Genomic DNA, 20,750 nt, shown 5'->3' on the forward strand with positions numbered 1-20,750 from the left:
AAATCTCACCTGGATGGGAAAACGAAACAACTCTATCTTCGTACATGGCGTATCCTTCCTTCTTGGAAATCGGCGACCTCAACATCGCCAGGATACGCCGCCTCTACATCACGCCATCACCAAGATTCGGTTATAGCTCGACACGCGTCGGAATGACCGCGTGTTTTCCGCGTGCAGCGATGGACCGCCCGGATTTCGAACAGCGCGCGCACCATTACTATGCGCGCCTTGACACCGCCATCGAGGAAGACATTCCCGCGCTCGCACGGCAACACCGAGGGCTGAACTCGCCATACGCTCGGCCGGGACGATTTTCTTCGCTTGAGCCGAGTGTCGCCGAATTTGCTTTCTGGTATGCCCGGGCGATGACCGCATGACGCTCTCTTTGTGCTGCGGCTCGGTCGAGCATGGCACCCTAATCAGTACGCGCGTCCGCGTCGGTCACCAATCAGGCTTCGTTCGGAATCGAGGTAAGCGCTGTCTCGATCCGCTCCAACGCCCAGTCGACCTGGTCCCGGGTAATGACCAATGGGGGCGCGAAACGTATCGTGTTTTCATGTGTTTCCTTGCACAGCAGACCGGCAGCCATCAGCGCTTCACAATAGGCCCGGGCGCCACCCGCCTCAGGGTGAAATTCGACCGCAAGCATGAGGCCGCGACCGCGAACGTCCTTTATTAGGTTGGTCCGCAGATTCTCCAACTCGCCGAGAAAATATTCCCCCTGTTCGGCGGCATTCTCGATCATGCCCTCTTCGACCAGCACCCGAAGCGAAGCGCGGGCAACTGCGCATGCAAGCGGATTTCCGCCGAATGTGCTGCCGTGCTCCCCGGGTCTCAAAATTCCCAAAACTTCGCCGTTCGACAGCACCGCCGAGACCGGATAATAACCGCCGGAGAGCGCCTTTCCGACCAGCGTGAGATCGGCCTCGACGCGCTCATGCTCTTCGGCCAGAAGTTTACCGGTGCGCCCAAGCCCGGTCTGGATTTCGTCAAGAACTAGCATGACGTTGTGGCGCGAACAGAGGTCGCGGACTTCCGACAGATAGCCGTCCGGCGGAATGATAACACCCGCCTCACCCTGGATCGGTTCGATCAAGACGCCGACCGTATGCGCCCCGATTGCCGCATCGATCGCCGCGGCGTCGCCGAACGGCACGATTTTGAAACCGGGGGCAAAGGGTCCAAACCCTTCGCGGGCGACGGGATCGGTGCTGAAACCGACGATTGCGATCGTGCGTCCGTGGAAACCATTCGCACAGACCACGATCTCGGCTCGATCATGCGGCACCCCCTTGACCTCGTATCCCCACTTTCGAACGGCTTTGATTGCGGTCTCCACCGCTTCCGCGCCACTATTCATCGGAAGCACCTTGTGGGAGTTGGTCAGAGTGCAAATCTCCTCATAAAAGGGGGCCAGTTGATCGTTCCGAAAGGCTCGGGATGTCAGCGATAATTTGCTTGCCTGCTCAATCAGAGCCTCCCGAATTCGGGGGTGACAGTGGCCCTGGTTGACCGCGGAATAGGCGGATAGGCAATCGAGATAGCGATTACCGTCTACGTCCCATACCCAGACGCCCTCGCCGCGCGCCAGCATGACGTCAAGAGGTTTGTAGTTGTGGGCCCCGAGCTCGGCCTCGATGGCAAGGAAATTCTTTTCTTTGGCTGACGTCATCTCAGTCTCCAATCAAGGCCAGCGAAGCGACTGTCCAACATTGCCCTTGGTCATTCCAACCTTATGAAAGCCCCGCCTCAATCGAACCGGCGCCTGCCGGTCATAGCCGGCCGAATGTCACCGCAGCTTCCTCGACCGGCTAGATCCAGTGCCAACCCCTTCGATTAGTACGCTCGTTCATAAGCCGCGAAAACTTCCTCTTCGGACAAATCTTTTAAATAGTTCATCTCCCCCCGCTTGTGCTTGAGGTACACGTCGATGAACAGTTCATCGAACCAAGATCGAACTGTTTCGTCCTGTTCCAAGCGTGCCAGCGCCTCATCGAGCGATCGGGGCAGCCGTTCGAATCCGCGCGCGGCCAACGTCTCGGCATTCAAGAGCGAAAGGTCTTCCTCGGTTGGCGGTGGCGGCGCCAGACCGTCGCGAATCCCTTGCAGGCCCGCTTTCACGATGGCTGCGAGCTGCAGATATGGACTCGCCGCCGCGTCACCAGCGCGAAACTCCACGTTGAACTGCGAGGCTACATCGTAGCCGGGAATTTCCGCCACCGGGCAGATTCGCATCGATGCTTCACGGTCACGATAGCCTAGGTTGTTGAACGGTGCACTCCATCGATGCGGGGTCAGCCGCGTGTAGGAAACAACGCTTGGGGCAGTGAACGCAACGATCGACGGCAAATACTTGAGCACCCCTGCAACGAATGCGCCGGGCGTTGCCGCCAGACCGCCAGGCCCATTGGGATCATGGGTCGCCGGCCGGCCATCAGCGTCGCTGAAACTCATGTGAATGTGGACCCCGTTCCCCACCCCGGACGGCGTGCGTACCGGCGTAAAGCTTACTCGCCGCCCGCTGCGGAGCGCCGTCGCCCGGGCCAGCTCACGGACGATGAGCGCCTGATCGGCGGCCTTCACGCCGGGTTGCGGGGCGACGGTCACCTCATATTGATCTTTGCCATATTCGCGCAAAAATGAATCCGGCTCGGCGCCCGCAGCACGGAGTGCACTGAGCAATGTTTCACCGAACGCCTGACCTGCACGGAAGCCGCCCAACGAATAGGCAGTTTCGGTTTCGACCTCGTCATCGACGAATTGAAACTCGTGCTCAAACGCGCTCAATAATGTCAGCCCGGTCTCCGAATTCATCGACTCCAGCGCATTCGCCAACATGGTTCTCAGGCAACACTCCCATGGCTGCCCGTCGGTGTATGTGATGTCGCCAAGGATGAAATTTTCTCTTGGTGACCCGTCGCCGAAATCGACGACGACCTCGGTCTTGTTGTCCGGAACCAGCAATAGGTCACCCAGCGCACCAAATGGGGTCTCCGCTATGGCATCGAAGGCGGTAATCTGCATGTTGGTTGGACACCAACCCACGCCGCGGATCCTTCGATCCAGTATGTCGGTGCTCGGGAACCCCTTGCCGCGCACCTGCCCCGCAATATCGCTGCAACAAATAAACGCGATTTCCTCTCTGATCACGTAACTCGCCTCCCGTTTCTAGGTCACTGCGGAATATCGTCATTCTTGGGCCAGAACGGCGCCGCCTGGTTTGGACATCCGGCAAGATCGCACGCTGGAATGTTTTGTATCAATATTCTAATGCTGGAACTTGCCGCATAATTTGCCAATATCAGGCGTGGCCGCAAAAAGTCGCTTGCCGATGCTAAATCCATCATCGCGGCGCGCTCGAGGATTGGTGTGAAACCATGGATCAGTTTGGTGGTGATACGCAGGCGAGCCTTCGTCCGTTATTGAGCGACGACGATATGGTGCCGGTCGATGTTCTCAATCAGCACGGCACGTCACGAATCGTACTCACTTGTGAACATGCGGGACAGGCGATTCCGCGATCGCTGGGCGACTTGGGTTTGAGCAGAGAGAATATGGAGCGTCACATCGCCTGGGATATTGGCGCCGCCGGCTTGGCGCTCTTGATGTCGGAAATGCTCGACGCCGTCTTGGTGCTGCAAAACTTCTCGCGTCTTGTCATTGATTGCAATCGCCCTCCCGACTCGCCGGAATTCATTCCCGCGGCAAGTGACGGCACGATCGTTCCGAGAAATTCGGACCTTAGCGAATTCGACAGGCAGAACCGCCACAGGGAGATACACCACCCTTACCACGACTGTATTTCTGGGATCTTGGACCGTCGCTCGGCGGAACCGAATTTGCCCCTACTGGTGTCCGTCCACAGCTTTACGCCGCGGTTCGATGGTTTCGACCGCCCCTGGGACCTCGGCCTGCTCTACAACCGAGACAACCGACTCGCTCAGGCAACAAAGCGAAGTCTCGACCTGCTCGACCAATCGGTCCACGTCGCCTTCAATGAGCCCTATGCGGTGTCCGATATTTCCGATTACACGATACCAATACACGGCGAACGGAGAGGTATCGCTCACTTGCTTATTGAAGTCCGCAACGATCATTTGGGGTCAACGAGCGGCCAGCAAGCATGGGCAGAGCGCTTGTGTTCGGCACTTTCATTGACGAGCGAAATCGGCTAATCGAAGCGCGAACATTGGAATGCCTGGTGGGGAGGAATTGATGAACGGGTCTCAACCATCTAGCCGCGAGGTTGCACTCGAACCCAGTCAGTCCGCCCTGTTGATCATCGACGTACAAAATTTCTGCGCCCATCGAAATGGCGGTGAATTCGCCGATCTGTCCGAGGACCAAATCGAAGAACGGTTTGGTTACTATTTCTTGCGCCTCAAGGAATTGGCCATCCCTAACATGCAGCGCCTTCAGAATGGATTTCGGGACGCCCGAATCGAAGTTATTTTCACGACTATTGAAAGCTTAACCAGAGACGGCCGCGATCGAAGCCTCGACTACAAGATCACAGGATACAATGTGCCCAAGGGCTCCTGGGATGGAAAAGTCATCGATGAGCTCGCCCCGATTGACGACGAAATCTGGTTGCCCAAAACCTCGTCCAGCGTATTTGTGTCCACTCACATCGACTACATACTCCGCAATCTCGGCATGCGGCAGCTGGTCATATGCGGCGTCGTGACGGACCAATGCGTCGAATCGGCCGTACGTGATGCCTGCGACTTGGGCTACCTTGTCACCCTACCTATCGATGCCTGTGCGACCTACTCCCAGGAACGGCACGACCGCTCGCTGACGGCCATAAAGGGGTATTGTCGCCAGCGCACCACCGATGAAATCCTGGCTGAGATCGCATAGTCGATCGGCGATCGCGATTCGCCAAGGCCGTCAACTCGGGTGCAGGCCGGCCATTCTTCATCGACGGTTTTTCAGTCCATAATTGATTTCACGGTATCCATGGTCCAAGGGTCCGGCGGCACGTCCTGATCGATTCGCCAGCCATAATTGGGTACACGAGCAAGGCACCTCGTCACCTCTGGCACCCCTCGCCAAGGATCGACACCATGCGGCGCGATCACATCCGCGAATACCCCTTGTTCAGCCTGAACCGGAAACAGGCCATCGACAATTCGACGATCAATATCCTCGGCGGACAATCGATTTATCCGGCGGTCGTCGCGGGCGGCGCTGATCTGGGGCCAAACAATCGCCGCTACATCCCCTTCCGCAATCGCCTCGCGGCCAAGCGCGGCACAGAACTGCGCCGGGCTGACGTCGATGTGTCGGCCGTCGCTGACACCATTGGCTCCCGGGCGTTCTTGGCATTCCGCTATGGTGAATGTGTGGTCAAATCGCCGCTCTGTGACCGCCCTATCGAGATGCGCGTTCATCTCCACGGTCCGTGGCTTGACGGAAACGACGGTTGGCATGCCGGTGGCGCGCAAGTTGGCGGCCCTGCTCGACAAGAAGACCCTATCATTCGATAGTAATCTGGATTGCGGCAGACGAAGCGCGCTCAGCAAGAGCGTCGTTTTGCCCGCGCCCTTGTGTCCGACAAACAGAACCACACGACCGGAAATTTCGACGGCTGCGGCATGATGCAGGACGGCCCCCGTTTGCCATCCACGAAGCGTGGCCAGCTCGCGGATGACACGCATCGCGGCCACCCGCGCACATCCGCGCGAACCTGAACCGATGATCTGAATTTCTGACTTGCCGGCCAAAACGTAGAACGCGCGCAATTGGTCGTCCCTGACGATGAGTTCACCGGCGCCTCGTTTCAGCACCGGATAGTCGGCGGCGTTCGCGCTATCGAGCGTGAAGCACCGAGCACCTGGAGCACCCATCCAATTCCGTTGATCAAGAAGCTGCTGGAAACGACCGATATCGATTCGCGCGCTGACTTTCAGAGCCGCGGCCCTGCCGCCGGATTGGAACCAAGGCGAAAGAAATTCGCCTAGCCACAGAAGGTCGGAGGCGTCGTCGGCGGAGACGGTAATCCTTAACCCTAAATACTCAAACGTCAGACGGTGCGATTCAATGCGGCGGCTCAATTAGCCCTCCGCTGTGCTCGAATTCTCTGCTGCCCGCCATTTTCGCGGGCTTCCATCGTCGTTAGGATGGCGTGCAATTTGGTGAGCGGCAATTCGCTATTTTCAGTTTGCCAATAGGCACGGAAATGGGCTGCTTCAGCCAAAGCGAACACTCTCCAGAACTCTCGATTGTTCCCATAGTCGGCGCAATCGGAGGCACTTGCATAGCCGTCAAGAAAATGTGCTTCGGATTGACCGTCAAGCGGCCATCGATACCAAACACGAGCCAAGTCTAGGGCGAGCATACCCACCCGGATGGAACCATTGTCTACCACAACAGGATAGCCGTTTTCGTTTATGACGATATTCTCCGGCGCGTAGTCTCCGTGAAGCAAACCACATGAAATCGAGGTCGGGCACTTTGTTCGGGCAATTTTTCGTACGAATTCATGCTGGACCTGGGTCAAATTCCCCATTTCGAACAATTCGGCACTCAACCGCTCTAGAGGGTCTCTCAAGGCGCGCGCAGTTTGCCGACCTTGCCCATATCTCTGTTCAACCTGCGGCGGCAGGATTGTCGCATGGACTTTGCCGAGTCTCGCCCCCAAGAAACGAAGCAAACGCGGTTGACGACAAATCGTGTCGTCGACCTTCCCGTCAACCCATTCCTCGATCGTGGCACAGCCGCGCCAAGCCAGGACCCGCGAAAAATCATCCGCCGCCAGAAGTCCACTCAAGGCTCGTACCCGCTCGGCGATGTCGGCATTGTCGAACCGGCGCCCCTTCACTGTCACGCCGTCCTTGAATGCCAAACGAAACGAAGCGCGCGACGAACCGGCCGCCGGCAGCCCGGTGATCACCTCCGCCTCGATCAACGGAGTCGCGACCTCATCTATCAGAGCGATAAGATCGGGGCCCAATAGGTCAGGCTCGATGTGGCGCATCGTCAACTTCATCGCTCGTGGCGGCAATGGGGCGACCGGACAACCCATCGCTCATACGGGCGCGAGCCCCGATATCCGGTGATTCGTCTCTCGCCTTTGCACTGTCACTGCCGCTGACGGCTGTAGCAGCGCGAAGATCGATGTAGAGTTGCCGAATCCGGGCATAGCCCGGCAGATTGTCATAGTTTCGAAAATCCTTCTGACGAACAGAGCTTTTCGCCCCTACCAGTGCGCCCGCAATCAGCCCCATCAAACTGAAAAAGTTGTCTTCATTTTGATCTTCAAGGCACCGCGTCAGGAATTGCGTCTCATGGTCGTCGATCCAGTCCAGGTGCTGCCACACGTTGCGCCATTTTCGCAATGTGAAATAGCGCTCGTAGGCGAGCTGCGGTGTCCATTCGGTACCATGTAGACCGAATGTTCCCTCGGCATCGGGAGTTGCGGCGTCATACCGCCCCGATTCAATCCGATATCCGTCATCCTGAATCGCTCGATTTCGAGAAAATACCGTTGTTTCGCGGGTCCATGGATAGTTTCGAACGATATCCCGGCGGCATATCTTAATGCCTTGGATGGTTCGACCGAGATGGACGTCAAAAAGATTGCCGACATAAATCGCGACCTTTTCGTCGGTCGCCGAAATTTTCTTGTACAACTCTTGAATGGAATCCGGATAGAGCAGCATGTCTTCGTCGAGCTGAACGAAGTACGGCGTTTCGCAGGAGTCCAACATGTGCTGGAGGGCATCGGTCAGCGGCGCGACATTTTCAATGATCACGAGCCGGAACACGCTGTCCTGGACGGCGACTCGCTCGATACACTCCCTATAGGTGGGCGCGCCGACAGTCGTCACAAAAACGGTAACCTCGTTCGAAAGATCGACCGGACGTGAATTTATGGGCTCAGCGACGGAGCGGCCTTTGTCGATGATCACATTCCGAAAAATATCAAAGAACTCAGGGGCGCGCCGCTCCCAAAGCCAGGGCTTCATATCCCCCAGCAGTCTTTCCGACAGACGGTCATAATTCTCGATCGCCTTGACAACGCCGTGTTCGATGGCGTCGAGCGTGCCGTCCACCAAATAGCCATTGAGATCATCTTCGATGAGTTCCGTCATATTGCTAACGGCGGTGCTCACGATCGTGCAACCGCAGGCTGCCGCCTCCAAAGGTGGATTGGGTGCGCCCTCGGATTCGCTTGCGCAGACGATGACGGTTGCACTGTTGTACCACTCTGCCATTTGCTCAGAGATGAAGCCGCCGTGACCGTATGATTCGACAAAGCGCGCTTCGAAATCGATCCCCTGCGCATTCATCCGCTCCCGCAACGGAGCTATGAAGCCGTCATACCCATCCGCAATCGGGCCGTCTTGCGAGCCGACCCAAATCACTTTCTGGTTCCTTTCCATTCGCGGAACGCTGACGTGGAAAAGCTCGTGATCCACACCGTAGGGAATCGTAAACGTGTTGGGGATCGGGCCCAACTTCCGCCAATATTCCCGGTCCGAAATCAATAGTGCATCGGATGAGCGATATACGCGCAAAATATCAGGGGATCTTTCGGCCCATCCGGAATTGACCGCCCCGACAAGCGGAACATCCCAACCGCGAGCGTCGAGTTCGTGCCGAACGCCGCAGACCGACGCCGCGTCCAGAACGAAAAATAGATCGGGGCAATTGTCTCCCACGATGGCGGCGATCGGGAGCCTATCCTTTCCGATCATGGCCGGAGCCAATTCTACGGCAAAATCGCCGGGCGCGTTTTTCGACAGCCCGGCCGCGTAACCGCGGCAAGCCGATTCTTCGACGTCAAAGATGATCCTGAGGACAGGCACCGGGCTTACCAATTGGCCTGTTCGACAAAGCTCGTCGATATCGCCTGTGAGTTCCGCCAAAGTCCCGTGATCGGCTTTCGGTGAACGCTTCCGCGTTTCGACACAGTGGCACTCGACGTCATTCGTCGTGGTCGCGACAGGATTTCCCAAACAAATGTCATATCGATAACCTCGCCGGCCCCGCCATTGGCGTGCGCCGGTCATACTACACCGGCGTCGCTGGGTGAACGACTGTATCCAACGATTTCGCCAAATCAAATTGCTTCGACAGAATGCCGTCCGTGCGGTATTGAGCATGGACGCGACACCAATTGCCGATTAGCGGGTAAATCGGTCATTTCTCCGACACCGCGATTCGGCCTTATGCAGGTTAGTCTGCGCCGGCGCGTTGTCAGATCGTTCTAATTTCAGCGGATCCCAAATCATTCCTGCGATGGATTTCAAAAGCAAAGTCCTACTCTGCAAGAAGCTTTGTGTTGGCGGATTTGAGGCTGGCGAATTGCGACGCTTCGCCGGCGAATCTGACGAGTTGGCCGAGTTCGCCGAGTTTGCGCTGCGCAATCAACAACGCCTGCCGCTAATCCGGGCCTTGGAGAAAACGGACCTCATTTCGCGGCTTCCCGAAAGTGTGATCGGCCCGCTGCAACGTTACAGCCGATCGCAAGCGGCAAGGCATGACGTGCTGTGCGGGATTCTTTTGGAAATCGATACGATGCTGCGGTCCCATCGAATCGATTACATTCTCCTCAAGGGGCCGGCCTACGCGGAGCATTTGTACGGTGATCGTGATGGGCGCCATTTCGACGATATCGATATTCTAGTCCGGCTGGACGACCACAACCGCGCCGAATCCCTGCTATCGGAAATCGGTTTCAAGCCGGACGAGGCGCCGCGCCCTTGGGATGCTTTGCTGCGAAATTTCGAGCATGCAATCACACTCTCTCGTGATGGCTACAAGGTGGATCTGCATAGGCAATTGCGCAGGCGGCCGGCCTATCGGATCAATGACGCAGAAATATGGTCCACGCGGCAAGAACGCAAAGTCGCCGGTGTCGAGGTCGGCCTGTTGTCTCCTGAATACGAACTGGCGGCGACGGCCTTGGAAATCGCGCACGACCTTGAACGCAATGCCTGTACCGTCAAAACGGCGCTCGACCTCTACCTACTGATTCGCAGGGCCGAAGGTCAAATCGAGTGGTCCCGTTTCTTTGCCGATCGCGAACTCGAAAACATTGAACCTCTCGTAACCAATGTATTCGCCCTCGTTCTTGGTCTCACGGGCTCATGGGACGAATTTCCGACTCTGTCGGCCTACCTGCGACCAATGGAAAAGGGCTTTCCGATCAAAGATCCGGTGTCGGTCGCCGCGCTTTTCGATCGGGAGGTCGATGACGGGCGGAACCGTGTCTGGTTCCGCAAAGTCTATCCCGGCAACTCGATAATCTATTGGTCTTGGCTGGGTATGGCCTTTCTTTGCTCACGGAGGCCGCCACGTTTCCTGAGCGCGATGCAACAGCAAGCCGCCAAACGCCAGTAGAACTAGTCTTAGGGAGAGTAGGACGGGAGAGCCATCAACCTTCCGATCCAGCCCGTCGAGATTATCGATCTTGCAGCTTGGGCTTTCCCGTGAACTGGCCAGCATATTGGTCGGCAACCTCGTCGACATCGCCAATGGCTTTGATTTCCCCCCGTTCCAACAGAAGTGCCTTCGTACAGACCGCCTTCACCAAAGCCATTCGATGGCTGGCGAGCACGAGAATATTTGTGCGATCGATCAGATTCATCATGCGCCGCTCGGCCTTCTCGATGAAACTGTCATCGCCGGCGCCAATCCATTCGTCGAGCAGAAGGACGTCCGGTTCGATCGAGGTCGAAATCGCGAACGCGAGGCGCAAGACCATTCCGCTCGAATAGGTTCGCAATGGCATAGACAGGTATTCGCCGAGTTCGCTGAATTGGGCGATGTCTTCGATTTTTTCATCGATCTCTCTTGGATGCATGCCAAGGAGGATGCCTCGAAGAGCGATATTCTCGATCCCGCTGGCGTCCATATCGAAACCGAGACCGGCATTGAACACAGCGGAAATACGACCGTCTATTTGCACCGAGCCCTTGACCGGCGCATAGACCCCGGACAAGACACGAAGTAATGTCGATTTGCCCGCGCCGTTGCGACCGATCAACGCGAGTCGTTCGCCGTCTCGAATCTGAAGGTCAATTTCGCGCAGCGCGGTAACCCGTGTTCCCTGGCGTTTCTCCTGATGAATCCTTCCCCCGATCGGAAGCCCGCCCAATATTTGGTGGCGCAGGGATCGCCGCTCGGGACGCACATGATCGAATTCGATCCACACATTTTTCAGGTCGATAGATGCCAACTCGGCCCTCTATAGCCAGAACGGGATTCGGTTACGAAGCCGCTTAAAGACCGCGATCGTAATCGGCCATCCGATAGCAAGTGCGGCGACGGCGACAAGCCAGTGTGTCGCCTTGGGAACAACATTCAGGAGCGGGCTACGCACCAATTCGATGAAATGATAAAAGGGATTCAGTTCAAGAAACTCGGCCCGAATACCAATCATGTCTGGCATCCATATGATTGGTGTCATGAAAAAAACGATGCGCAGCACGCTCGTCGCAATCTCGGCGAGGTCGCGGAACCGGGTCGCGAAGATGCCCATAAGCAGCGCAACCCAAACGGCGTTGAGCAAGATAAGAGCAAAGCCCGGAATGAAAAGCAGCGCCGTCAATCCGACTCTGAGATCGAAAATGATCGCAACGGCGACGAAGACCGAAAGCTGATAACCGAAAATGATGACATGCTGCCAGACGGTCTTGAGAATGAACGTCGAAAGCGGGATATAGATTTCAAGAATGAACCGCTGAGATTGAATGAACGCGCGGCATCCACTGGTAACCACACTCGACAGCAAGGTCCAAGTAATGAAGCCGAGCGCAAGGTGGGGGATATATGCGGCCGGGTCGCGGCCAAAAAGAATCGAATAGAGCGTGCCCAACGAGCCGACGAATATCCCCGTCGTGAGCGCGATCCATATCAGTCCCATGTGGGATCTACGATACCGACTGCGCAGATCATACCACCCAAGACGACTCCACAACCGCCATCTTAGTGCGCCCGCGACAATGTCATTGATCGCAGAGACCGCTGCCACCTCGTCTCCTTTCAGATCGAATCGGTCCAACGGTCACACGCCGAACCCGGTTGGTTGCTATGTCTATCACGCAAATCGGATCATGCAATGCCGATGACAAAGGGCGCCGCCGCGCTCATCGACGACGAGTCTGCAACCACGCGCGATCGGTAACCGATGGGAGCGGTCGTCTCCCGATGAATCAGGGGATAGGCATTTCCGCCGTTTCGGTCGGAAATGATTGAGGCCCCGTGCCTCCGCCGGCCAGACGAGCCGCACGCGTGTCCAAATCTGGCGGCATGAATCGATTCCACCGGGCGGGCATGTAATAGGGGCCTCTGCATAAGAATGTAGAATGTATATTACTTATTTTCACTTAAAGATTTATATCCTTACACTTTATATCAGACTCTAAATCTCAGGAATACTATGCATTACTAATTGCCGAATCGCGTAGACTATGATAACCAGCCACCAAGTAAATTTCTTTGAAAATCGGTCAATTTTCCGTGAGTGAACAGATCCATGTGCCGGCAAGATCACCCGGGGAATTCACCCCCACCACGGCGAAAGACGGGTGGCTAAGCGGTGCGCCATTGGAAATGCTCAGTCCGAACGTCGCTCGCATCCACATAAACGAATTCGAACAAGTCCTGGACCTCGCCGAAGAGACATTGGCCAACGCCAGGCCGGACCAATCGGGCGTTATCGAAGACCGGACAGGACTGGGCAAACTCATTAAACGGAACAGCATCAAGTCAGGGAAAATGGCGTTTTTCCCGGAGCGCCCTTGCGAAACCCGAGTTCTCGGCCTCTACGAATTCATACTGCAGACTTGCCGCGACTACCTGAAATGCTCGGCGATCGGACACATTCTACGGCAAAGGGCGGCGCAAGACGAGGACGTAACGAACATAAGAATGGAGCGGTGTTGGGCCATCGACCAACGCCAGAACGATTATCAGATCCTGCACGCCCATATACCGAATCTATTGTCGGGAATTGTCTACCTCCAAATCCCGCCGAGCATGGAAGTCTCGACATATCCTGACGGCATCTTGACGTTGATCGAAACCAATCCGTTCGTCATCCTTCCATCGCCGGGCGACATGTACATATGGCCTTCTTATATGCTGCACAACGTCTACCCGTTCCGGGGAGACGGCCGGCGCGTCGCGATCTCTTTCAATATCCGACGTAGCGGTCCCGGCAGCGACGACTGTGTTTACTACCGGCCGACCTATGTTGAAGTCAGTCGGGACCAGTATTACGACCGCGCCAATCCCGCTCAGCCAGATTGAGCTGCGCTTTCCCCGGCCGCAGTGGGGCCAAGCGCGTCGAGTATCGCTCGACCCTCCGCAATCCAGCCAAACAAGAAATTCTCTCCGCGAATGGTCGCCAAGGCCGCGTCATGGAGATTTCGATCGAAGGCGGCGCAGCCGTCAGCGATTGTGAGGCAATAGAATCCGCGATCGACAGCCTCACGTATCGACGAAAGAACGCAGCATTGCGTGGTTACGCCGGTCACGATGAGGTGGCTGATTCCGGCGTCGTGCAAATCCTTCTCGAGGTTTGTACGATAGAACGCTCCGAAGCCAGGCTTGTCGATCACCCATTCACCTTTGATCGGTGACATTTCGTCGATGAAACCGTGTCCGGGTTCGCCGCGAATTAGGAAGCGCCCAAGTGGGCCTAGCTTTCCAATCGTGTCCCGCTCCGCCTTCACGCGATGGACATCCGAGAGGTCCGGCGCGTAGCCCTCTCGCGTGTGGATAACCAACAATCCTACGCGTCGCGCCGCCTCGAGTATCTGACGCAGAATGGGGACAATCGATCGAAGTGCATCAATATTCTCGCCCGAGTTTGCGCTCATACCGCCGGGATCGAGGAAATCCCGCTGCATATCGATCACCATCAACGCGGTTGTCACCCTGTCGACCGGAAAAGAGCGGCGATCCCAGCAAGCAACAGTCGCAATAGGGTTGGTCGGCTCCATGCCATTATGCCATCTGGCAGGAATGAGAACGCCAATCGCAATCACGATCCGGCGACATGATCGGGGGCCTCGTGATATCGAGCGCCTGTCCGGTTGGCGCAATAGGGCGCGTGAACCGATCGATCATCTGTCGCCTCCAATTGAAGGCGGCACCAATTTCTGTCGCCTCGCAAACCGGCCATGAAATAACGAACACGAAAACTTGTAGGGGCGCCGCCTCACTCATAGGGGTGATGTTTTCGCCAATGCTCGGCAATATCGACGCCCCGGGCGAACCAGACCTTGTCGTGCCCGAGCACATAGTCGAGAAACCGCTCGAGTCCGGCCGCCCGCGCGGGCCTGCCGACTATTCGATCATGCACCGCGAGCATCATCATCTTGGGCTCGCCTTGCTCGCCTTCCCTATACAATGTGTCGAAGGCGTCTTTCAAGTAAGTGAAGAAGTGATCGGCGGTGACGAACCCCATGTGTTCATTAGACCGGTTGTCGTTGGTCTCATAAGAGATGGGGATCACCAAATGCGGCTTGCCGGTCACCGTGACCCAATAGGGGAGCTCGTCGCCGAGGGAATCTCTGTCGTACAGAAATCCGCCCTCCTCGACCAGAAGCCGTCGCGTATTGGGGCTCGGCCTACCGGTCATCCAGCCCACCGGCCGCTGTCCGGTCAGTGCCGTGATTCCTGCGACGGCAAGATCGACATGCGCGCGCTCTTCTTCCTCCGGAACGCTTTGATAATCGATCCATCGCCAGCCGTGGCTGACAATTTCGTGCCCCGCCTCGGCCGCCGCTTCGGCGACCTCCGGATTGCGCTGCAATCCCATAACAACGGCCCACAAACTGGCTTTGATCTGGCGCTCTGCCAAAATGCGCAAGATCCGCCAGATGCCGCGCCGGCCGCCATATTCAAAGGCGGATTCGACGATCATATTTCGCTGCCCGTCATAGGCCGGAAAGCCTGTGTCCGTCAGCATGTTCTCTGAGTGGGTGTCGCCGTGCAGAATATTGTATTCGCCGCCGACCTCGTAGTTGACCGCGATCGTCAGGCAAATATTGGCACGATTGGGCCAATTCGGGTTCGGGAGCGTGCGGCCGTAGCCGACCATATCGCGGGGGTACTTGGCTCCGTCTGCCACCATCTCCTGCTCCTTTGCCTTTCCAAATTTCCCCGCCTAGGGCGTTCCACCATAGGGATGCGCCGCCATCCAATGGCGGGCGATTTCCTCGCCCGTGCAAATCCACACCAGATCGTGGTCGAGTACGTAGTCCAAGAATCGGGCGAGGCCTACCGCGCGCCCGGGTCGACCGATCAACCTGTCGTGAAGCCCCACCGACATCATCTTCGGCTCGGTCTGGCCTTCCGCGTAGAGCAGGTCGAAGGTGTCCTTCATATAGATGAAGAAGTCATCGGCCGTGCTGAACCCGCTGTTCCCATCGAACCGATTGTCATTCGTTTCCAACGAATATGGGATGACCAGATGCGGCTTGCCCGTCACCGTCACCCAATACGGCAATTCGTCGTTAAACGCGTCACGATCATAGATGAATCCCCCCTCTTCGACCAACAGCCGTCGCGTATTGGGGCTGCACCGTCCGGTCATGCACCCGACCGGGCGATTGCCGGTCAGCACCCGAAGATCCTCGACGGCTCGCCGAATATGCTCGCGTTCGACGTCTTCCGGCACGTGCTGGTAATCGATCCATCGCCAGCCGTGGCTGACCATTTCATGGCCCGCCTCGGTCATCGCCGTGGCAACCTCCGGATTGCGCTCGAGCCCCATGACTACGGCAAACACGCTCATTCGGACTTGGCGCGCGGCGAACATCTCGAGGAGGCGCCAGACACCCCGTCGGCTTCCATATTCGAACGCCGATTCGGTGACCATGCTGCGCGCGCCCGGGACAGCCGGTAGACCGAAATCGGTCATCAAGTACTCGGATGTGTCATCGCCGTGGAGAATATTGAGCTCCCCACCGGCTTCATAATTTGGCGCAAAATTCACCGCGATCCGCGCGCCACCCGGCCATTGGGGGTCGGGCAAGTTGGCACCGTAGCCAACCATATCCCTGGGGTACGAGTGGTTCGATGTCGACATCACGACCTCAATCGGCTGACCTTGATTCCCTTAGAATGTATCGGCGTCACGCTCGACCAACCGCAGGAAACGCCGCGTACGTTCCTCCTTGGGATCGCTCAGCACCTGATCCGGCGGCCCTTCCTCGACGATGACACCTTCGTCCATGAAGATCACGCGGTCGGCGACTTCTTGGGCGAATCGAACTTCGTGGGTCACCACGATCATCGTCATACCGGCTTCTGCCAAATGCCGAATTACGGACAACACCTCGGAGACCAATTCGGGATCGAGTGCCGATGTTGGCTCGTCGAACAACATCAGGCGTGGAGAGATCGCCAACGCGCGTGCGATCGCCACACGCTGTTGCTGGCCTCCCGAAAGCCGGTGCGGCAAGTGGCTCTGATGGTCGCCCAAACCAACATCGGTGAGAAGACGTTTCGCCAAATTTTCCGCCTCTTCCGCCGGCTCGCCATAGACATAGATCGGCGCCGTTGTAACATTGGCCATCGCCGTAAAGTGACTAAACAGATTGAAGTGCTGAAACACCATGCCAATGCGAGCCTCGGCTCGGGCCTTCGCAAGGTGCCGTATCGGGCGCAACTTGTCCTTCACCCGCTCATAGCCGACATATTTGCCGTCGACGGTAATTTCACCGTCGTCGACATGTTCGAGGTGGTTGACGAGGCGAAGCAAGGTACTCTTGCCGGAACCGCTGGGGCCCATGATCGTGACGACTTCGCCGCGACCCACGGTCATATCAATTCCGCGCAGCACATGGTTCTTGCCATAGGATTTGTGCACATTACTGCAGACCACGAACGGTTCGCCGGAACGCGACTCGTCAATCGCATCGGTTGCGGTCAACAGGTCCATCCATTCCGACCGATCGGGAATCAAAGGCCTGGCCGCCGTCGCCGAAGAAATTGGCAGTGACTGCGGTTGCGCCGATATTGGCGGAGTCGCCGCGCGGAATCCGAACATCCGGCCCAACGCACCCTCGCCCGGCGCCGTCGGTTCCTTTTCCACGTTGAAATGGTGCTCGAGCAAGGCTTGAGCGATCGAAATCGCGCTCGTCATCACGAGATAAATCACAGCCGCGGCGGCGAAAACGGTAAAGAATTTGAAATTCTGGCCGACAATCTGTTGGGCACGGAATGTCAATTCATTGACGAAGATGACCGAGGCAATCGACGTCAGCTTGAGCATTGAAATCGTGTCGTTGGTAATCGCCGGGAGAATCGCGCGCAGCGCCTGCGGCATGATGATTCGGCGTAGCGTCAACGCAGGGCCCATACCCAGCGACGCTGCGGCAATTCGTTGGCTCCGGTCGACTGAGATTATACCGCCGCGAATGATCTCTCCGCTGAAAGCGGCTTCGTTGAGCGCGAATCCGATAATGGCCGTCGTGAAGGTATCGAATTTAAGGCCAACCAACGGCAGCGCATCGTAGATGAATACAAGCTGCAACAGCTGTGGCGTGCCGCGCATGAACCAAATGTAGAACCACGCGAGCGCGCTGACCGGCCATATGTTCGACAGCCGCATCAGAGCCAGCATCAGGCCGAGAAACAGGCCGATCGCCATCGACAGGACGGTGATCTGAACCGCCAAAATCGCACCGTCGATCAGGAACTGCGATGTCGTGTAGGAAAGGAATTCGTTGAACCAGGCGAGGAATGTGCCGGTTTCCGCTTCGACGCGCTTTCCCCCGCTGGCAAGCTCCTCCAGTGAGATGCCCCAAACATTCTCTATGGGACCATAGAAGACGATCAGTAGGACCCCGACCCCAAACGACAGGGTCAGGGTCCGGCCGACTCGCTTGAGCACAACCATCCGCTGTTAACGCAGTGTCATGCGTTCAATGATTTATCACGCCGCCTAATCGCGCAGTATTTCCGTCGGCAACGTCAGATCCGGATCCATTTGGTATTTGATGAAAAGCTCATGCTTGGTGCCGTTGGCTTCCATGATTTCGAGACCGTCACTAACCGCCGCGAGCAAATCGTTGGCGTCGTTGACAACAGCGACGCCGATCTTGAATCCGGTCAGGATCTTGAACGCGATCTCATAGACGCCCGGATTGTCCAGCGAATGCTTGGTCAGCAGGCTAAGGTCCGACAACATGATGTCGGCGCGTTCGTTTTGAACCTGACGAAAGCCCGCCGCGACATCAGGATAGGTCATGATCTCGACTGGGTCTTTATTGAGGTCCGTGCATTCCTTGCTCTGGTCGCGCATGGCAGCTTCTTCGACCGTACCGAGACCAACGCTGAAAACGCTCCCACAGGCATCTTCCAGGCTCATGATGTTTTTCGGGTTGCCCTTTTGGGTCATCGCCCCGGTCCCGGCCTGCATGTAGACGACGTAGTCGACTTCCGCAGCGCGCTCAGCCGTGTAGTAGAGGGTATCCCACATCACGTCGATCTGGCCGGCGACTAACGCCGGCAACAGGCCGGACCAGCCGCCGAGCTGGAACTCGACCTCAACCCCCGCACATTCGAACACGGCCCGGGCAAGATCGGCATCGTAGCCGATGATCTTGTTGAAATCGTCGCCATCGCGAAAGACATACGGGGGCGTTGTCGGGTCGGCGCCAATTTTCAGCAATTTACCTGCAATGGCAGGGTACTTCTCGGCGACCTTGTCCGGCTCGCACTTTTTGTCCTGCGCTTGGGCCGACATACTCATTCCAAAAACAACGCCGAAAGAGATCGCGGCACCCGCGGTGATGTTAAGCCATTTCATGGTAGTCATTCCATTTCCTCCCAGTTCCAGATTTAACCTAGACCGTTACGACGGCCTCTTTCCTCGCATCTAATAGCTGTATCGCCGGGTGGCCCATGGGACGATCCGGCCTGTGTCAGTTTACCCGTTCACCTACCACTTCAGATCAAAGCAACCAGACTTTCCTCGCCAACCTTCGCCATCATGCCGCAAGCCCGTCTCCCACGAGCCTGGCACGCTGCCGGGCCGTCGCCTCGTCATCGACCTGCCCATCATCGCCGAATTTGACACCGTACACTGATCCCGCCCTCTCGACCGAGATCCATCCCTCTTCGACGTCCTTGCGCACTTGTTCGGGATCGCGCTCCACCGGCATGCCGTATCCGCCGCCGCCCGGTGTATAGGCGATAACCGACTCTCCGCTTTCGAGCACGTACTGTGCGCTCGAGTCCGGAACCTCGATCAATTCGCCATCTACCGTCCGCCTATAGTGCCGGGCTGGGCAGCCACCGAGCCCGCCGCGGGCGCCCTGCGCCGGATTAAGACTGCCGTCACAGACGTAGCCGAGTTCCATGTCGCAATTCACCGGGCCATATTCCACCCGGAAACCGGGGCCGCCGCGGAATCGACCAGCGCCTTCACTGTCCGGGATCAGGCGGCGCTCATGGATCAGCATCGGGTGGTGAATCTCGTCTACTTCTATGCTGTCGACCAGAGGCATTCCGGCATTCCCCATCGTCAGCATTGTTAGCCATCCATCGGTGTACGGCGTCCCGGGACCGCTCCCGCCAAGGAGGATCACCTCATTGCAGAATGGCTGGTTGCCGTGGCGAGGATCCAAACCGGATATGACCGCTCCGGTCGCCGGAATCGCGGCGCCGCAATCGGCCATACCGATACCGTCACCGATTTCTGCGAGCGCTCGTTGCACCGCACAAGTCACCCGATCGCCGAGATTTGTTGTCGCGACGGATGTGCTTGTCGGGTGGCGCGGAATACCGCAAACGGTGCCCTCTCCCAGTCTGACGTCAATACGCCGGTAACTGCCGGCATTCGGCAGCACTTTGTGCCCAACCGAATTGAACACTCCAACCATGCACGCCGACAGCGCGCAGGCCTGAGAAAGGTTGAGACCGCAGGGATAGGCCTGCGGATTGTCGGTAAGATCGACTGTGATCCTGGCCGCCGCACTGTCGACTTCGACCTCCGCCTTGACGGTGATACCGTCGGGTGGGGTTCCCGGCACGGGATCATGGGTTGCGGTGGCGTTCGCCTTACCGCTCGGCATCTCACGGACGGCCTGGATCATGAGATCTTCCGAATAGTCGAACATTTCCTCGGTATACGCGGCCAGGGTATCCCAACCCACGTCGCGGCCCATTTCGAGCATGGCGCGCTCCCCGATACGGGCCGCGCCCAGCATCGCAAGATAATCGCCGTACCATTGCCCTGGAACGCGGATACGCATTTGACACATGCGGATGATGTCATCGATATCCTGGTAGTCGGACTGTATCTTGACCGCCGGGAAAATCAGTGCGCCCTCCTCATAAACGTCGCGAGCGGCACCCATGTAGGTCGTCGCCAGCGAATTTCCGCAATCCGCTTGATGCGCCTTGGCGAACACCGTGAACCGATGTACGCCGTCGTCGTCGATCACCGGAACCAGGAGGACGTGATCCGCAGCATGCGAGTTGCCGTGATATGGAGAGTTGTGAAGGTAGGCGTCGCCGCGTTTGAGGTCTGGATGGAACTCCTTCATCGCCTTCGTCATGATATCCGGACCGCGCAAGACATGTATCGGGTAGCATTCCGCAGCGCCTATGAGTTCGCATTTCGCCGTCACAACGCAGCACGAAAAATCGCGCGCCATATTCAGCACGCCGGAGCGCCCCGTTCGCAGGAGCGTGTTCGCCATTTTTGAGGCAACGCTTTCGAATCTCTTCGAGAGAACTGCGAGCCTCACCCCATCATAACTTCGCTCTGCCAT

The 20,750-nt window shown here is 57.3% G+C and carries 18 protein-coding genes; 5 read left to right on the forward strand and 13 right to left on the reverse strand.

Translation table 11 applies throughout. The features are described 5' to 3' along the window. Positions 1 to 377: hypothetical protein (locus tag GY791_05560; GenBank protein ID MCP4327889.1), on the forward strand; the 377-nt coding region annotated here is incomplete at its 5' end. Between the two features lie 71 nt (positions 378 to 448). On the opposite strand, the gene GY791_05565 is transcribed toward GY791_05560, so the two are convergent. Together GY791_05565 and GY791_05570 are read right to left on the reverse strand one after the other, a co-directional pair. Next, positions 449 to 1,672: an ornithine--oxo-acid transaminase gene (locus GY791_05565; protein MCP4327890.1), complete on the reverse strand. Its 1,224-nt coding sequence runs from the start codon at positions 1,670 to 1,672 to the stop codon at positions 449 to 451. A 164-nt stretch (positions 1,673 to 1,836) separates the two neighbouring features. Beyond that, the gene (locus tag GY791_05570) at positions 1,837 to 3,150 is read right to left on the reverse strand and encodes a glutamine synthetase (protein MCP4327891.1); all 1,314 of its coding nucleotides are present in this window, start codon (positions 3,148 to 3,150) and stop codon (positions 1,837 to 1,839) included. Between the two features lie 227 nt (positions 3,151 to 3,377). Here GY791_05570 and GY791_05575 point away from each other — a divergent pair, with 227 nt between their 5' ends. Both GY791_05575 and GY791_05580 read left to right on the forward strand, forming a co-directional pair. Beyond that, positions 3,378 to 4,175 carry an N-formylglutamate amidohydrolase gene (locus GY791_05575; protein ID MCP4327892.1) on the forward strand — a complete coding sequence of 266 codons (798 nt, stop codon included), beginning with the start codon at positions 3,378 to 3,380 and terminating at the stop codon, positions 4,173 to 4,175. Positions 4,176 to 4,215: 40 nt separating this feature from the next. Continuing rightward, positions 4,216 to 4,863 (forward strand): cysteine hydrolase, encoded by a 648-nt coding sequence (locus GY791_05580; protein MCP4327893.1) that lies wholly within the window; start codon positions 4,216 to 4,218, stop codon positions 4,861 to 4,863. Between the two features lie 71 nt (positions 4,864 to 4,934). On the opposite strand, the gene GY791_05585 is transcribed toward GY791_05580, so the two are convergent. Genes GY791_05585 through GY791_05595 form a run of 3 tightly spaced genes read right to left on the reverse strand, consistent with a single transcriptional unit; the run spans position 4,935 to position 8,876 of the window. Further along, positions 4,935 to 6,059, reverse strand: coding sequence for a hypothetical protein (locus tag GY791_05585; protein MCP4327894.1), 1,125 nt, complete (start codon positions 6,057 to 6,059; stop codon positions 4,935 to 4,937). Then, a complete protein-coding gene (locus GY791_05590) occupies positions 6,056 to 6,982 on the reverse strand; it encodes an aminoglycoside phosphotransferase family protein (GenBank protein ID MCP4327895.1) in 927 nt (308 codons plus the stop codon). Before GY791_05590 ends, GY791_05585 begins: the two co-directional genes overlap by 4 nt. Further along, a complete protein-coding gene (locus tag GY791_05595; protein MCP4327896.1) occupies positions 6,963 to 8,876 on the reverse strand; it encodes a glycosyltransferase family 4 protein in 1,914 nt (637 codons plus the stop codon). The genes GY791_05590 and GY791_05595 overlap by 20 nt, the downstream gene beginning before the upstream one ends. A 439-nt stretch (positions 8,877 to 9,315) precedes the next feature. Here GY791_05595 and GY791_05600 point away from each other — a divergent pair, with 439 nt between their 5' ends. Then, positions 9,316 to 10,353 carry a nucleotidyltransferase family protein gene (locus GY791_05600; GenBank protein ID MCP4327897.1) on the forward strand — a complete coding sequence of 346 codons (1,038 nt, stop codon included), beginning with the start codon at positions 9,316 to 9,318 and terminating at the stop codon, positions 10,351 to 10,353. Between the two features lie 61 nt (positions 10,354 to 10,414). On the opposite strand, the gene GY791_05605 is transcribed toward GY791_05600, so the two are convergent. Together GY791_05605 and GY791_05610 are read right to left on the reverse strand one after the other, a co-directional pair. Beyond that, a complete protein-coding gene (locus tag GY791_05605) occupies positions 10,415 to 11,191 on the reverse strand; it encodes an ABC transporter ATP-binding protein (protein ID MCP4327898.1) in 777 nt (258 codons plus the stop codon). 9 nt (positions 11,192 to 11,200) lie between these two features. Next, positions 11,201 to 11,986, reverse strand: coding sequence for an ABC transporter permease (locus GY791_05610; GenBank protein ID MCP4327899.1), 786 nt, complete (start codon positions 11,984 to 11,986; stop codon positions 11,201 to 11,203). Positions 11,987 to 12,474: 488 nt separating this feature from the next. Between GY791_05610 and GY791_05615 the strand changes: the two genes are divergently transcribed. After that, positions 12,475 to 13,266, forward strand: coding sequence for a hypothetical protein (locus GY791_05615; protein MCP4327900.1), 792 nt, complete (start codon positions 12,475 to 12,477; stop codon positions 13,264 to 13,266). On the opposite strand, the gene GY791_05620 is transcribed toward GY791_05615, so the two are convergent. The 6 genes from GY791_05620 to GY791_05645 form a co-directional block, all read right to left on the reverse strand. Then, the gene (locus tag GY791_05620; protein MCP4327901.1) at positions 13,254 to 13,961 is read right to left on the reverse strand and encodes a cysteine hydrolase; all 708 of its coding nucleotides are present in this window, start codon (positions 13,959 to 13,961) and stop codon (positions 13,254 to 13,256) included. The two genes, GY791_05615 and GY791_05620, sit on opposite strands and share 13 nt — an antisense overlap. A gap of 218 nt (positions 13,962 to 14,179) precedes the next feature. Then, on the reverse strand, positions 14,180 to 15,097 hold the full coding sequence (locus GY791_05625) for a polysaccharide deacetylase family protein (protein MCP4327902.1): 918 nt from the start codon (positions 15,095 to 15,097) through the stop codon (positions 14,180 to 14,182). 33 nt (positions 15,098 to 15,130) lie between these two features. Beyond that, positions 15,131 to 16,054, reverse strand: a complete 924-nt coding sequence (locus tag GY791_05630; protein MCP4327903.1) for a polysaccharide deacetylase family protein — start codon at positions 16,052 to 16,054, stop codon at positions 15,131 to 15,133. A gap of 30 nt (positions 16,055 to 16,084) precedes the next feature. Continuing rightward, a complete protein-coding gene (locus tag GY791_05635; GenBank protein MCP4327904.1) occupies positions 16,085 to 17,869 on the reverse strand; it encodes an amino acid ABC transporter permease/ATP-binding protein in 1,785 nt (594 codons plus the stop codon). A gap of 45 nt (positions 17,870 to 17,914) precedes the next feature. Beyond that, on the reverse strand, positions 17,915 to 18,781 hold the full coding sequence (locus GY791_05640; GenBank protein ID MCP4327905.1) for an ABC transporter substrate-binding protein: 867 nt from the start codon (positions 18,779 to 18,781) through the stop codon (positions 17,915 to 17,917). Between the two features lie 181 nt (positions 18,782 to 18,962). Then, positions 18,963 to 20,750, reverse strand: coding sequence for a hydantoinase B/oxoprolinase family protein (locus GY791_05645; protein ID MCP4327906.1), 1,788 nt, complete (start codon positions 20,748 to 20,750; stop codon positions 18,963 to 18,965).

The organism is Alphaproteobacteria bacterium (assembly GCA_024244705.1).
Classification (GTDB): domain Bacteria; phylum Pseudomonadota; class Alphaproteobacteria; order JAAEOK01; family JAAEOK01; genus JAAEOK01.